Genomic DNA, 13,648 nt, shown 5'->3' on the forward strand with positions numbered 1-13,648 from the left:
ATGGACACGACCCGCCCAACCCCACCCCCGGACGATGACCGCAGCGCCGCTCGCCGACCCGGCCAGCCGATCGGCCCAGCCCCCCGGTGGCAGATCCTCGCCACCGCGATGTCGCGGCTCCAGCCCGGAGACATCCTGAGCTACGACGAGATGGGACAACTGCTCGACCTCGACCCCGCCGACCACACCGGTGGCCGGCAGGCCATCCACGCCGCCGCCCGCAAAGCCGCGGAGGTCCTGCTCACCCGGCACCGCACGGTGTTCACCGTCGCGCGCGGGCGGGGCTACCAGCACGCCCGCCCCGACCAGGTCCTCGACCTCGCGTACCGCCACCAGGCCCGCGCCGTCGCCGAGGTCACCGACGCCCACACCAAGGTCGGCACCATCGACCTCACCAGGCTCGACGTGACCGCCGCCCGGCTGGTCCAGGCCACCGCCACCGGCCTCGCCCACCAGGCCGCGATGATGCGCCAACTCGACGTCCGCCAGGACCGGCTCGACACCGCGATGGCCGCCCTGCAGCAAATCCCCCGGATTGGTGACGCCCGGACCGAACCCCACCAACCCCGGCACACCCCCGGACCGCGGGGCGGCCGTGACGGCCCCGCCACCTACCAGCAGCCTTCCGTCGTCGCCCGGGTCGACCCGCAGGTCACCGAACTCGACACCGGCGGACGCGGCACACCGCCGCCCATCAGCTCCCCACACCCCGAACCCGGGGCGTAGAGGGGGAACCCATGGCACGCCTGCGTCGCGGCGCGCCGAGCCAAGCCGCCCGCTCGGCTCGGCAGGGCAGCGCACGGCATGCCAGGGCCATCCAGGGAGGAACACCTCCGGGGTCCGACCCGACACCGGGCCGGACCCCGGAGCCCCCGACCAGCCACGACGACCCGAACCAGCACAACCCAGCCCGCCCACACTCCCCGGCCGTTCCAGACGCGCCGTAGCGACCTGACCGCCCGGCTCGACCGAACGCGCGACAGCCAGGTCCGTGTCCGGGCCGACGACCACCACCAGAGCAAGCACGACCGGCCGACCGGCCGGCAGGCACGAGAGGAGCGAGCAGTGATCGACATCGCCCTGTTCAACTACCACAACGGCGGCCGGACGCCGGACGGCCGCTACGACTTCACCCCGCTCCAACAAGCGTTCGCCGACGTCACCGCAGCGCCCGCCCTGATCCTGTTCTGCGAGGCGAGCCGCTACCGCGACAACGCCGGCGCGGCGAAGTACGCCGCCGCCGAGGCCCTGTCGGACCAACTCGGTGTCCCGTACGTCGCCGAGCTGGGCTCGATGCGACGCGGACCGATGCCACCCGCCATCTTCTACAACCCGGACCTGCTGATACTGCGCCGCTGGTGGAACCCCGACGACCCTGGCGTGTTCGACGACCAACGCAACGTCGCCCGGTTCGCCCTCCGCGACAGCGCACGAGCACGCGATCACCGGCGGGAGTTCCTGGCCTTCGTGCACCACTTCGAACCCCTGTCCGGTGACGCCCGACTCGAACAAGCACGCCGCGTCAGCCGCTACGGCGACAGCGAACCGCTGCCGGTCATCGGCGGCGGCGACCTCAACGGCACCGCGTCCGGTGACCACCTGCCGCAGCGGGACTGGATGGCCGCCACACCCCACCAGCGCACCCACAAAGGCACACTCGGGCCGGACGGCGCATGGGGGCCGGACACCCGCGCAGTCGACCACCTCATCGGCGACTGGGACACCACCACCGGGCAGCGCACCAACGGCTGCGGCCTGCACGCCGTCGCCGAAATGGCATGGCGTGCCGACCCCACCCAGCCGATCGCGCCGACCGTCAACCCCGGCAACGACCCCGGCGGCGGTCTGCTCATCGACTGGCTCCTGGCCAACGACGCCATGACACCCCACGTCCTGCCCGACACCTACCGCGTCCACCTACCCGACCCCGGCCAGCCGCCGCCATCGGACCACCGACTGATCACCTGCTCCCTCACCCTCGACACCCCTCTCGAGGAGCGGCGATGAACCCCACCACCAGTAGACGGGGCATCCTCGCCGCGTGTCTGGCCGCCGTACTCGTGAGCGTCGCCGGCGGGTGCGGGACCGACCCCGAGGACCCGCGGCCCGACCCGACACCGCCGTATGACGAGATGCCCCTCAACCTGTGCAACCGGCTGCGGTCGGAGGACCTGTTCCGGCGATTCGGGCTCACCCTCGCTCCCGCCCTGGACCACCACACGACCTACAGCGTGGGACGGACCCACTGGTTTGCGAACTGCATCTACGTCGCCCACGCCACCGACGGGCGTTTCACCACCAAACTCGGCGGCTTCGAACCCGTCGGCGGAATACAGGTCCGGGTCTACGACGACGTGCCAGGCGCGGTCGAGGCGTACAACCAGGACGCCATCCGCTACGTCGACCTGTGGGACGACACCACACCCGGCACCACCACCGCCGACCTCACCGGCTGGTGGGAGGACAGCGGAATATCGTTCGAAACCGTCGAAGACCTGGACGCGAGCAGCACCACCGGCGGCGGCCTCGGAGCCACCCAGATCGACATCACTCACCTCGTCCGCGACGAGAACCTGGTCGTGATGTCGTACGTGCAGGCGCTGATACCCACCGCGGAGACGGACACGGCGCTCGCATTCCTGCACGACCTCACCGACACGCTGATCGACCAGACAGCCAGACGCCTCGGCCGCTAGCCAGACAACCCAACCCGACCGGACCGGGAGGCAACCCAATCGCACCGGGTCACAGCCATGGACACGGCCCAGGTCGCGGGTGAGTCCATGACGGCAGGAACACGACCTGTACCTGCGGGATCTCTGGAGTGGCCATCCGCGCTCGGCAGCACTCAGGCAGAAGACCGATGCCGGCGGCATCAACCCGACCCGCCGCCACCGCGATCGCGGCCCACCAGCTCGCCGGCCACAACCTCCGCGCCGGCACGGCCCCCGCCGCCGGCCACACGGCCCGACCGACCGGCATAGGGGAAGGAGGACCTTTGACCGCGGTGATGATGGACTACCACGGCCACCGCGAGCCGTTGCCCGACCCGGTCCGCGCCGCCGAGTTGTTCGCCGGCCAGGCTGAGTCGATCATGGCCCACGGTGGAACCGGCCAGACCATCTGGATCGGCCCCGTGGACGGGCAGGCTCAGCTGCGGATCGACGTCGACACGCGCGTCAACCGGGCAGCGGTGTGCTGGCTCCCGGACGGCACACGGGGCATCGAGCACGAACCCGTCGGCCCGATCACGGTTGTCGAATCGCCCGATTCCGGCCTGGTCACCGTGCCCGCCATCCTGGCCCGGGCCAGTGTCGCCGCCGCCGGCCGCGCCGTCGCCGAATACGCCGCCACGGGCCGCCGACCCACCTGCCTCACCTGGCAGACAGAGCACCAACGACCAGGGTGATGCCGGGGGAGGGGTTGGGGCGGCGCGATCGACTCTTGCGGGAGATCGACATGGAGATGGTGCCGCGCCGCCCGAGCGCAGCATATGACAGGCTGCGTTGCGCACCTCGGGCTCACAACCGTTCGGGTCCACCAGCCCCGCCCGGCACACGGGCGTTGTGGGCGGTCAGGCCCAGGCTGCACACCGACGGCCGACCCGTCGCGCACCGGCGGGGCGTTCTTTCACCACGTGGCTGTTCATGACCACGGCCGTCGATGGCATCGCTGACCCGAACGCCGCGCCGATCGTCGACGGGCAGGTCGCCAACTGGCTCTGTGCCCAGCGGCTGGCGTCTCTACGCGTGAACAGGACGCCCGACTACGAGCGGTACCTGGAGCTGCTGAAGGACCGGGCCAGCGGACAGGGCGCGCGCCGGCGGTGCGGCCCGTGATGTCGCCGACCACGACCAACCGCAGCCGGTAGTTGACGAACTTCTAGATGATGCCGCCGGGAATGGCCGGGTTGCACTCGGCGGCGCGCATGGTCACCCGGCCCGGCCTCCCCCCGTCCTGGATACCACACCCTGCGGTCCGGGCTGCAGCCGTCGACCGCCGACGCGGTCGTGGGCGTCTTGGGTGTTCGCTGGGTGCTCCCCGCATAGCGGGTCATATCCGGCAAATCTGGCCGGACAGAAGGTGATTCGATCATCGATCGATGACTATTTTCCCAGGTCATGTGGTGGGCCGCCTGGGACTCGAACCCAGAACCTAAGGATTAAAAGTCCTCAGCTCTGCCGATTGAGCTAACGGCCCGTCAAGGGCCAACCCTACTCCGCCTGGCCGCGGCTGCTGCATCCGCCCGTCTGCTGCCCGGGTCTGGGGCTGTCGCGGCTGACGGGTGACGGCGGGTGTCGGTGTACGGGCTCCAGTGCAGAGCCAGGTACGCCAGACGTACACACGCCGGGATGTCTGCCGATTCGGATCCGCCGGCGGCTGCGGACGCAGTGGCCTCCATCCGCTGTTCACGCTGGGTTACCAAGAGAGTTGGGTAGGTGCACCGGCTCGCGGCTACTTGTTTCATTGATCTACGACCGCAGCCCGGCCAGGCTTGGTCGAGGTGACCGGCGGAGTCGCTCGCTCGCGGCTGCCCACCGGAGTTCGGTGTGGCTCACTCATGGCATGCGCCCTGCCGGTCACCGCGGCGCGGAGTGGCTCCAGAGGGGTATGCCCAGCTCAAAGTAGCGCTGCCCTCCCGTCGACACCCCATTGTCGGATGGAGGGAGAGGCAACCACATGGGCCAGGTCATCATCGGCGTAGACCCGCACAAACGCTCCGCGACCTTCGAGGTCATCGACCAGCGAGAACGCATTCTCGGCAAGGGCCGGTTCGGCACCGACCGTGACGGCTACCAGGGCATGCTCGCCGCCGGCCGTAAGCACACCGATCGGGTGTGGGCGGTCGAGGGCTGCAACGGCATCGGCCGCCACGTCGCCCAGCGCCTGGTCGCCGACGGCGAGACCGTGGTGGACGTTCCCGCGAAGCTATCCGCCCGGGCCCGGGTCTTCTCCACCGGCCAAGGCCGCAAGACCGACCCCGTCGACGCGCACAGCGTCGCCGTCGTCGCCCTGCGGACTCCTGGCCTGCGGCAGGCCGTCATCGACGACACCACGGTGGCGCTGCGGTTGCTGGTCGACCGCCGTGACCAGCTCGGTCACGCCCGCACCGAGGCAGTGTCCCGGCTGCATCACCTACTGCTCGAACTGGTGCCCGGCGGCGCGAAGAAGTTCCTCTCGGCCCAGCAGGCCCGCGCGTTGCTCAACACCGTCCGGCCGCGCGACGTCGTCGGCAAGACCCGCCGGCGGCTGGCCTCCGAACTGATCGACGAACTCGTCACGATCGACAAGAAGATCAAAGTCGCGAACCGGGAGCTCACCGAACTCGTTATCTCGACCGGCAGCCGGCTGCAGCGACTGCACGGCATCGGCCCGTCCGGCGCCGCCCGCCTGATCGGCGACATCGGTGACATCAGCCGCTTCGCCAGCCGCGCCCACTTCGCCTCCTGGAACGGCACCGCGCCAATCGATGCATCCTCCGGCGACCAGAACAGGCACCGGCTATCGCGTGCTGGCAACCGGCGCATCAATCGGGTCCTGCACATCATGGCCGTCGTCCAGCTCCGAAACGACACCGAAGGCCGCCGCTACTACCGACGCAAGCTCGCCGCCGGCAAGACCACCATGGAAGCGATGCGAGCTCTGAAACGGCGGCTCTCCGACGTCGTCTACCGGCAGATGGTCGCTGACGCCAAACGGCTCCAGACGGGCCCGGGAGGACACGTGGGGGCGACTCTGACATCCAGCGCGGCCGACCCAAACCCCGGGATCGACACTTCGGAGAAGTCACTTCCCGGACCCGCCGAACCCCACCCTAGAACACCACTCCCGGTCACGTCTTGACACAGAGGGGTGCCATGAGCGCACACCTGATCTTGGTTGGCGCGGATTCTGCTCGGGCCGGGGTCACGGCAGGATCGGCTAAACTGGTGGCGGCTGCCAGGAAGCCACCGGTCCGCGGGAATGGGCTTAGCCCACCTGGGGTGTGCAGCATGATCACCAACGTTCTCCTTTCGGCCTGACCGAGCGGACATCAGGCAGACGAGAGGAGACCGTCGTGCCTACCCTGGACATTCCGGCCCGTCCCGACCTCGACAGCTTCCGCCGGCAGGCCCGGTCCCTCCAGCGCGCCGTCCGGTCCGGCGACGCCGGCGCGGTGGCGCGGCTGGCCCACCACAATCCCGGCGGGGTTCCCGACGACCTCAGCGGCCTGCCGCTTGCCACCGCGCAGTTGGTCGTCGCCCGCGAGTACGGGTTCGCCAGCTGGCCGCGGCTCAGGCGATACCTCGCAACAGTGGTTGAACACGGCTGGGAAACCGGGCTCGGCGCGGTTTCGGTGGCCGACCGTGCGGACGAGTTCTGCCGCCTCGCCTGTCTGACGTACGGCCGCGAGGACGGGCCGGCGCGCTGGGCCGAGGCCCGGCGACTGATCGCTGAGCATCCCGATCTGACCTCGGCGAACATCTGGGCCGCCGCTGCGGCTGCCCGTCCGGACGACGTCGCTCGGCTGCTCGCCGCGCGTCCGCGACGGGCGGCCGAGCGAGGTGGCCCGTTCCGGTGGCGGCCGCTGTTCTACCTCGCCTACTCGCGTCTCGACCCGGCCGTGTCGGTCGAGCGTGTGCTCGCGGTCGCCGAGCAACTGCTTGCCGCCGGTGCTGACGCGAACGAGGGCTACCTCTTCGATGCCCTGCCGTCACCGTTCACGGTGCTGACCGGAGTTTTCGGCCTCGGCGAGCTGGGCCCGCGGCGTCAGCCCCGCCACCCGCACTGGCAGGCGTTGGGCCGGCTGCTGCTCGCCGCCGGTGCCGACCCCAACGACGCGCAGACCCTGTACAACGGAATGTTCACGCCGGATGACTCACACCTGGAGCTGCTGTTCGAGTACGGTCTCGGCGCCAGCGATGGCGGCCCATGGAAGACCAGGATCCCAGACCTGGACGCACCTTCGCAGATGCTGCGGACCCAGCTGCGCTGGGCGGTCGAGCACCACCAACCCGACCGGGTACGGCTACTGGTTGAGCACGGAATCGACTTCCGCTCACCATTCGAGGGTGCTGGGCTCGCGTGGACCCCCGGCGACGGCCGGACGCCGGTCGAGCTGGCCCAGCTCAACGGCGACACCGAGATCACCGGCTATCTCATCGCCCGAGGTGCCACCCCGCCCGGTCCTGACCCGGTTCGAGAGCTGATCGCCGCAGCGTTCCGCGCCGACCGTTCCACCCTGGACCGCATTCGCGCCGAACATCCCGGTGCAGTGGACCATGCCCGCCGCACCCGTCCCGGACTCATGGTGTGGGCCGCGACTCAGGCGCCGATCGAGACGATCACGCTGCTGGCGGAGCTCGGCTTCGACGTCAACGCATACGGGCGTGGCGACGCGCCGGTCGAAGAGCCCTGGGAGACCGCACTGCACCACAGCGCCGGGAACGGCAACCTCGCACTTACCCGTTGTCTCCTGGACCTGGGGGCCGATCCCGACCTGCGCGACCAGCGCTTCGACGCAACTCCGCTGGGCTGGGCCAAGCACCTCCACCAGATGGCGACCGCCACACTACACGAACCGGTCACTGCCACTCCAGCCAGCAGCCACTGACCTGTTCGAACGCTGCTCTCGCACCCAGGCAGACAGCACCGCCACAGCAAAGACCGGTGACTACCCCTCGCCTGCCGCGCTGGCGAAGAGCCGACAAGGCATGTAGACATCCGCTCAGTCGGCAAGTCCGGACCTCAATCGACACTGCAGGACGGTCACGAGGCGTGACGGCTCCGACTGGAGTGGCGCGCGACTCGCGGCAGATCCGTGTGCCACGACCGACCGCGGCAGGAGGGTGCGTGCCGTGTAGGGAGGCAGCGAGGAGGCTCCGGGCGGCTGTTGCCAGAGGTGGTGCTTGAGCCAGGTCGGCGTCGCTCGGGTTGGTCGCGCCATCCCGGCGCCCCCGACTGATGTGACCGCCGAACCGGCAGCGGAGCAGCCGATCAGGCGGCGTTGTTCTCCGTCGCCCAGGCACAGATGGCGGCGAGTGGTTCCTGCAGCGTCTTGCCGAGGGCGGTCAGCCCGTACTCGACGTGCTGCGGCGGTGACTCCTTGAGCACACGTCGCTGCACCAACCCGTCCCGCTCCATGTCGCGCAGCGTCTCGGTCAGGACCTTCTGAGTGATCCCTGCGACGCGGCGACGTAACTCAGCATGCCGTTGGGGACCGGCGAGCAGCGCGTAGACGAGCAGGACCCGCCATTTCGAGGCGAGCCGCTCGAGCGCCTGCCGGGTCGTGCAGCCCTCTTCGAGCACGTCCGGAACGACCAGCGACATGAGCACTCCCGAGGATTGGACAGCGCCGCCCGAACTCGTCGAAGGGCACCGCAAAGTGCCTTCTGTCCGACGAGCGCCGTGCGACCTAGCGTCGAGCCAACAGTAGACGCCGAAGGGAACACCGCCGACATGTCCGACCGCACGTCCGAGTACCGCATCCACACGTACACCGCCGCCGAAGCGGGTCTGTTCGTCAACAGCTACCTGGTCGAGACGACCGAGGGTGTCGTGCTTGTTGACGCGAACCTGCTGCTTTCCGACGTCCGTGCCCTTGCCGCCCGTATCGCGGCGCTGCACAAGCCGCTGCTGGGCGTGTTCGTGACGCACGCCCACCCGGACCATTTCAACGGCCTGCCGGTGCTCGCCGGCGACGAAGTGCCGGTGTACGCGGCGGCTGATGTGGCCGACACGATCGCGCAGATCGCCGACGCGAAACGGGCGCAGTGGCAACCGGTCTACGGCGACGAGTGGCCCGACCGGCACCGGGTCCCGGACCAGCGGCTATCCACAGGGGACGTTGTGGAGCTGGGCGGCCTGCGCTTCGCATTGCATGCCGTCGGCGCAGCGGAGAGCCATGCCGACTCCTACCTCACACTCGACGACCGGGCGTTCATCGGCGACCTGGCCTTCCACGGCACCCACCCGTACACCGCAGACGGGCATATCGGTCAATGGCTCGTGGCGCTGGACACACTTACCGGCGAACTTGAGGGGGCGACGCTGTATCCGGGTCACGGCGCGCCGGGCGACGTCGGCATGCTGGCCGATCAGCGGCGGTACCTCATGATGTACCGCGCGACGGTCCAACGCCTCGCGGCCGGTGCACCGACCCTCACCGACGGGCAACGTGCGGAGCTGACCGCCGTGATGACCCGGTTCCTGCCCGGCGCACCGCTCACCTGGATGATCGGCCTCGGCGCCGACGCGGTCGCTGCGGAGCTGGCCAGCGAGGCGACCGGCAGCGTCGGCACGGCGCCGACCGCAGAGGCGGTGGCGGCGTGAGCACCGAGCGCATCACGTTCCACGCCGACGGCATCACGCTGGTCGGAAACCTCGCCCTGGCCGCCGGTGGTGCGCCCGCCGTGGTGCTGACCGGGCCGTTCACCGGCGTCAAGGAGCAGGTCGTCGGCACCTACGCCGCCCGGCTCCACGAGCGCGGCTTCACCACACTTGCCTTCGACCACCGCGGATTCGGCGAGAGCGACGGGCGCCGCGCGCACGAGGACAGCCAGGGCAAGCTGGCCGACCTGCGCGCGGCGGTAGGCCTGCTCACCGCCCACCCGGCTGTGGACCCCGCCCGCGTGGCTGCGGTCGGCATCTGCCTCGGCGGCGGCTACGCGGTTCGCGCGGCTGCCGCCGATCCGAGGATCCGCGCGGTCGTGGGCATCGCGGGTGCCTACAACAGCCCGGTCCGCTTCAGCGCGAGCGACGCCGATGGCTACCGCCGAGCGCTCACCTCCTTCATCGAGCGCTACGACGACGAACTGCCGGCGGTCGCTCCCGACGGCGGTACGGCAGCGATGGGCGGCGACGAGCCGTTCGACTACTACGGCACCCGACGATCCACGGCCGCGCACTGGGAGAACCGGGTCACCTACGGCTCTCTACACGCGCTCATGACGTTCGACGCCCTGAGCGCGGCGCCGCTGCTCGCCGCCACCCCGCTGCTGGTCGTACACAGCCGGAGCGATGCCTACTGCGCACCGGAACTCGCCGAGGCGCTTCACACCGACGCGACAGGACCGAAGGAGATTTGCTGGCTCGACGCCAAGCAGCACATCGACCTCTACGACGTAGAGCCGTACGTCAGTCAGGCCGCCGACACGGCCGCGACCTTCCTGCACCGTCACCTCGGCGGCGCTACCACAGTGCCCGCCGCACCCGCGTCGGCCGCGAGCCCATGACCGTAGCGAGAGCCGGCACTTCCGGGAGCACGGCACCCGCCGGCTCGTCCTCCGCTGAGCGCTGCTTCGCTACGCCCGCTCATCGGCACGTCCGGACGCCGGCAACCGGCGCCGACATCGCCGTCGGTGACGAGCGCTACGCGGCAGATGAGGGCGCCGACTACTGTAAATCTCGCCCGAATTGATGGTGCGGAGGATAGATGTACGTCTACCGGTGGAACGATGGAGTCGAGGTCGGCCACGTCGACGCTGACGGTGTGTGGCACACGGAGAGCTATCCAGGGGAGCCGCGCGACGCCATGCTGCGGGTGCACGACCTCAACCGGGCGGACCGTACTGCTGGCCGGGTCACTGGCGTCGCCGAGATCTCGATCGAGCCCAGTGAGGACGGGTTCTACACCCTCGGCTGGTACTCGCCTGACGGGCGTTGGCACCCGATCTTCGACGTAGAAACCCGCGATCTGGGTGAGCCGTGGCGACTCTGGCTCACGGGCCATGACGTGCCCGAGCCGTCTACCTGAACGGTGCACGCCCCTGACGCCGGCACATGGTCATGTCGGGATGTTCCAGACCCCGATGACCGACTGGAACCCGAGGGCGACGACCTCATCCGCCGCCGGCCTGCAACGCGGCAAATCCGTGCGCTGTCGACCACGACGCGGCACCGACGCAGTGGCCTTGCGACCGGGCGCCACGGTAGTGGCTAACGACCTGGGTTGGGACGGTAACGCATGATGCGGGGCGCTTCGAAGTTGCGGTTGTCGATGACGATGTCGGCTTGTTCGGCTGGGCGGATCTCGGCCAGGTAGAGCTCCTCGCCCGGGATGTAGTACGTGCGGTACCGCTCGGCCGCCGCCTCAGCCGAGTCCATCCACGCCTGGTCGCGGGTCGTGCCGCGGTGCAGAACGTCTGTCGCCTCGATGTGGACGTAGACGCGTAGATCCCAGTGTCGTGACAGGGCCGGCTTCTGTAGGAACCCGCCGTCCGCCACGAGGATCGCGTCGTCCGGAGCCACGTGGATGCCGGAGTCGATGGGCGTACGACCGCTGAAGTCCATGATCTGGGCGCGGTAGCGGCGGTTGCCGCCCGGACCGAGCGGCGCCAGCAGCTCGTCGCGGATGGCGTCGACGTCGAACATCTCGAAGTAATAGCTCTCCGGCGAGCCGGGCGGATAGTGCGTACGCAGGTCGACATGCCGTTTGAAGTGGTCGATCGTGACCCGGAGCACGGGTCGTGCCGTCTTTCCTCGCAAGGTGGTGGCCAGCTCGTCGGCCAGAGTCGTCTTGCCAGCCGCGGAGGGGCCGTCGATCCCCACGCGCGTCGGGTGCTCCAGCCGCAACGCGAGGATCCGCTCGGCCAGACCGCCGAGCACCCGCTGCCGTGTCGTGGTCATCAAAGGGATGATGCCAGGGGGCTGCGGCGAGGGCACGCCCGCAAACCGTTCGCGGAGGTGGCCGTCGTTGTTCTGCGACGACTCGACACCCGTGGCGGCAGGTTCAGATCCGGACGCCGCGATCGGCGACATTGCTTCGAGTGGAGGGCTCAGGCACGTTATTCGCGCGAATAACGTGCCTGAGCCCTCCACTCGACGGCAGACCGAGACTCGACGGACCGAGGTGCGCGCTTCTCGGCAGATCCGCGCGTCGAGGGATCGACAGTGCCCAGCGAACCCTCACGCAACGTCACCAACCTTGACCGTCGCCACGTCGAGGGGTCAGTCGCCGTGCGTAGGTCGAGATCGAAGCGGTGTGCACTTGCAGCCGTACCTACCTCAGTACTCGGACCTGTACGCCGACAGCGGGTGACGTGTCGGGCGATCTGGTGTCCTCGGTCGCGGGTTGGGGTCGTCCGGGGTTGGTGTGGTTGGAGGCTGGGAGGTGGTGTCGGCGGTTCGGGTCGGTCAGGCGGCCTGTGTGCGTCGGCGGCGGGGAACCAGCGCGGCGGCGGCCTCTGCTTTGTCCCGCTCGACCTGGAGTTCGACGATGACGGAGGTGTAGATGTTGCTGGTGATGGTGATGGTGGAGTGGCCGAGGAGTTCCTTGACGTCGGTGAGGTCGGCGCCGGAGGCTTTCAGGTAGGTGGCGGCGCAGTGTCGTAGGTCGTGGAGCCGGACCGGGGGCAGTCCGGCGTCGCGGACGAGGCTGTCGAAGCGTTTGCTGACGGTGTCCGGGTGCCACTTCTCGCCGTCGGGTTGGACGAAGAACCATCCGGTGTCCGGCCAGCTGCCGCCGCTGGCCAGTTGCCAGCGGGCGCGGCGGGCGAGGTAGGCGCGCCACGCGGCGGCGGTGAAGCTGTCGAGGGCGAAGGTGCGGTTACCCGCCTCGGACTTGACTTTCTTGTCGACCGCTTCGTAGCCGACGGTGGTGCGTTGCAGGTCGACGGTGACGAGGGCGGCGTCCAGGTCGACGGTGCTGTCCCGCAGGCCGAGTGCCTCACCGCGACGCATGCCTCGGTGCATGATGCCCACGAACACCGGGTAGAGGGCGATGTCGTGGTCCTGGGCGTAGTCGAGGAAGGCTCCGGCCTGTTGCGGGGTCCACACCATGACCGGGCTGGGCTTTGTTCCGGTCTCGCGCCACTGTGTGACGGCTCTGTCCGTCCACACCCGGGGTTTGGGCTGCTTCGCCGACGGTAGTTCGACGTGCTTGGCCGGGTTGAAGTCGATGAGCCGGTTGTTGGATCGTGCCATCGCGTCGTTGAGTGCCTTGCGCAGGGTGGCGCGGATGCGTTGCATGGTCGACGGCCCGGTGGTGCGTGCTCCCCGGACGGTGGCGCGGATCTGCGGGTCCCCGCTCTGCCGGGCGATCTCGATGGCGGTGTTGTTGTCGGTGATCGCGGTGAACATGGCGGAGATGTGCTCGACCCGCAGTTTCACCAGTGGGACGGTGCCGAGGTGCGGGATGAGATGGTTCTGGATGTGGCTGGCGTAGATGCGTTTGGTGCTCGGTTCGATGGTGCGCCGGGATTCGAGCCACTGCCGCAGATATTCGCCGAGGGTCATGTCGACGCTGGCCGGGAGGCCGGTGTTGACCCGTTTGGCGATGGTGTCGCGGTCGGGCATCGGGTCGCCGGCCTTGACCTTTTTGAGCAGGTCGGCGATCTCGGTGGCGAGGGCGGTGTCGTCGCCGGCGAGCGTCAGCAACGCGATGGCCTGGCCGCGGTCCTTGACCGCGTCGTCGCGGCTGTCGAAGGTGTAGCGGCGCAGCGGTGACCGGCGGGAACCGTCGACTCGTCTCGGTAGTTCGAGTTGGTATCCCCACTTGCCGTGGTGGGAGCTCCAGGCGCCTCCGGCGCGGCGCAGGTGGGGGCACCGTTTGCCGAGTTTCTTTCCGTCGGCGTCGCGGCAGGTGCAGGTCTTGTGGATGGATCCTTCGGCCATGGTGGGTGTGGCTCCTCGGGGTTGGGGGTGCGGCCGGTGGCTGCGGGTTTCGTAC

The 13,648-nt window shown here is 69.4% G+C and carries 13 protein-coding genes and 1 tRNA gene; 10 read left to right on the forward strand and 4 right to left on the reverse strand.

Translation table 11 applies throughout. The annotated features are described in order from the left end of the window. From ACFHVL_RS12730 to ACFHVL_RS12750, 5 genes are all read left to right on the forward strand, one after another. The gene (locus tag ACFHVL_RS12730; RefSeq protein ID WP_416627852.1) at positions 1–726 is read left to right on the forward strand and encodes a hypothetical protein; all 726 of its coding nucleotides are present in this window, start codon (positions 1–3) and stop codon (positions 724–726) included. A 339-nt stretch (positions 727–1,065) separates the two neighbouring features. Then, positions 1,066–2,007, forward strand: a complete 942-nt coding sequence (locus ACFHVL_RS12735; protein WP_416627853.1) for a hypothetical protein — start codon at positions 1,066–1,068, stop codon at positions 2,005–2,007. Further along, on the forward strand, positions 2,004–2,696 hold the full coding sequence (locus ACFHVL_RS12740; protein WP_416627854.1) for a hypothetical protein: 693 nt from the start codon (positions 2,004–2,006) through the stop codon (positions 2,694–2,696). The genes ACFHVL_RS12735 and ACFHVL_RS12740 overlap by 4 nt, the downstream gene beginning before the upstream one ends. 311 nt (positions 2,697–3,007) lie before the next feature. Further along, the gene (locus ACFHVL_RS12745) at positions 3,008–3,409 is read left to right on the forward strand and encodes an Imm1 family immunity protein (RefSeq protein WP_416627907.1); all 402 of its coding nucleotides are present in this window, start codon (positions 3,008–3,010) and stop codon (positions 3,407–3,409) included. Between the two features lie 157 nt (positions 3,410–3,566). Next, entirely contained in the window at positions 3,567–3,839 is a 273-nt protein-coding gene (locus ACFHVL_RS12750) for a hypothetical protein (protein ID WP_416627855.1), read from the forward strand. Between the two features lie 285 nt (positions 3,840–4,124). Here the strand turns inward: ACFHVL_RS12750 and ACFHVL_RS12755 are convergent. Next, positions 4,125–4,200: transfer RNA gene (locus tag ACFHVL_RS12755), tRNA-Lys, on the reverse strand. Positions 4,201–4,680: 480 nt separating this feature from the next. Between ACFHVL_RS12755 and ACFHVL_RS12760 the strand changes: the two genes are divergently transcribed. Continuing rightward, the gene (locus ACFHVL_RS12760; protein ID WP_416627856.1) at positions 4,681–5,844 is read left to right on the forward strand and encodes an IS110 family transposase; all 1,164 of its coding nucleotides are present in this window, start codon (positions 4,681–4,683) and stop codon (positions 5,842–5,844) included. Between the two features lie 214 nt (positions 5,845–6,058). Then, positions 6,059–7,594: an ankyrin repeat domain-containing protein gene (locus tag ACFHVL_RS12765; protein WP_416627857.1), complete on the forward strand. Its 1,536-nt coding sequence runs from the start codon at positions 6,059–6,061 to the stop codon at positions 7,592–7,594. 383 nt (positions 7,595–7,977) lie between these two features. On the opposite strand, the gene ACFHVL_RS12770 is transcribed toward ACFHVL_RS12765, so the two are convergent. Beyond that, positions 7,978–8,310 (reverse strand): winged helix-turn-helix transcriptional regulator, encoded by a 333-nt coding sequence (locus ACFHVL_RS12770; RefSeq protein ID WP_416627858.1) that lies wholly within the window; start codon positions 8,308–8,310, stop codon positions 7,978–7,980. A 129-nt stretch (positions 8,311–8,439) separates the two neighbouring features. Here ACFHVL_RS12770 and ACFHVL_RS12775 point away from each other — a divergent pair, with 129 nt between their 5' ends. From ACFHVL_RS12775 to ACFHVL_RS12785, 3 genes are all read left to right on the forward strand, one after another. Then, complete coding sequence (locus ACFHVL_RS12775; protein WP_416627859.1) at positions 8,440–9,312, forward strand: MBL fold metallo-hydrolase; 873 nt, start codon at positions 8,440–8,442, stop codon at positions 9,310–9,312. Then, complete coding sequence (locus ACFHVL_RS12780) at positions 9,309–10,214, forward strand: alpha/beta hydrolase (RefSeq protein ID WP_416627860.1); 906 nt, start codon at positions 9,309–9,311, stop codon at positions 10,212–10,214. Before ACFHVL_RS12775 ends, ACFHVL_RS12780 begins: the two co-directional genes overlap by 4 nt. A gap of 200 nt (positions 10,215–10,414) precedes the next feature. Then, the gene (locus ACFHVL_RS12785) at positions 10,415–10,735 is read left to right on the forward strand and encodes a hypothetical protein (RefSeq protein WP_416627861.1); all 321 of its coding nucleotides are present in this window, start codon (positions 10,415–10,417) and stop codon (positions 10,733–10,735) included. A gap of 182 nt (positions 10,736–10,917) precedes the next feature. On the opposite strand, the gene ACFHVL_RS12790 is transcribed toward ACFHVL_RS12785, so the two are convergent. Beyond that, positions 10,918–11,607, reverse strand: a complete 690-nt coding sequence (locus ACFHVL_RS12790; RefSeq protein ID WP_416627862.1) for a uridylate kinase — start codon at positions 11,605–11,607, stop codon at positions 10,918–10,920. Positions 11,608–12,114: 507 nt separating this feature from the next. Beyond that, positions 12,115–13,593 carry a site-specific integrase gene (locus tag ACFHVL_RS12795; RefSeq protein WP_416627863.1) on the reverse strand — a complete coding sequence of 493 codons (1,479 nt, stop codon included), beginning with the start codon at positions 13,591–13,593 and terminating at the stop codon, positions 12,115–12,117. Positions 13,594–13,648 lie beyond the last annotated feature (55 nt).

It is taken from the genome of Micromonospora sp. LOL_023, assembly GCF_048060115.1.
Taxonomy (GTDB): domain Bacteria; phylum Actinomycetota; class Actinomycetes; order Mycobacteriales; family Micromonosporaceae; genus Micromonospora_E.

Bases quoted from the DNA above. Each gene is read 5' to 3' on its own strand.
- ACFHVL_RS12760 (WP_416627856.1), top strand. From the start codon at position 4,681: ATGGGCCAGGTCATCATCGGCGTAGACCCGCACAAACGCTCCGCGACC.
- ACFHVL_RS12730 (WP_416627852.1), top strand. From the start codon at position 1: ATGGACACGACCCGCCCAACCCCACCCCCGGACGATGACCGCAGCGCC.
- ACFHVL_RS12790 (WP_416627862.1), bottom strand. From the start codon at position 11,607: ATGACCACGACACGGCAGCGGGTGCTCGGCGGTCTGGCCGAGCGGATC.
- ACFHVL_RS12785 (WP_416627861.1), top strand. From the start codon at position 10,415: ATGTACGTCTACCGGTGGAACGATGGAGTCGAGGTCGGCCACGTCGAC.
- ACFHVL_RS12740 (WP_416627854.1), top strand. From the start codon at position 2,004: ATGAACCCCACCACCAGTAGACGGGGCATCCTCGCCGCGTGTCTGGCC.
- ACFHVL_RS12770 (WP_416627858.1), bottom strand. From the start codon at position 8,310: ATGTCGCTGGTCGTTCCGGACGTGCTCGAAGAGGGCTGCACGACCCGG.
- ACFHVL_RS12795 (WP_416627863.1), bottom strand. From the start codon at position 13,593: ATGGCCGAAGGATCCATCCACAAGACCTGCACCTGCCGCGACGCCGAC.
- ACFHVL_RS12775 (WP_416627859.1), top strand. From the start codon at position 8,440: ATGTCCGACCGCACGTCCGAGTACCGCATCCACACGTACACCGCCGCC.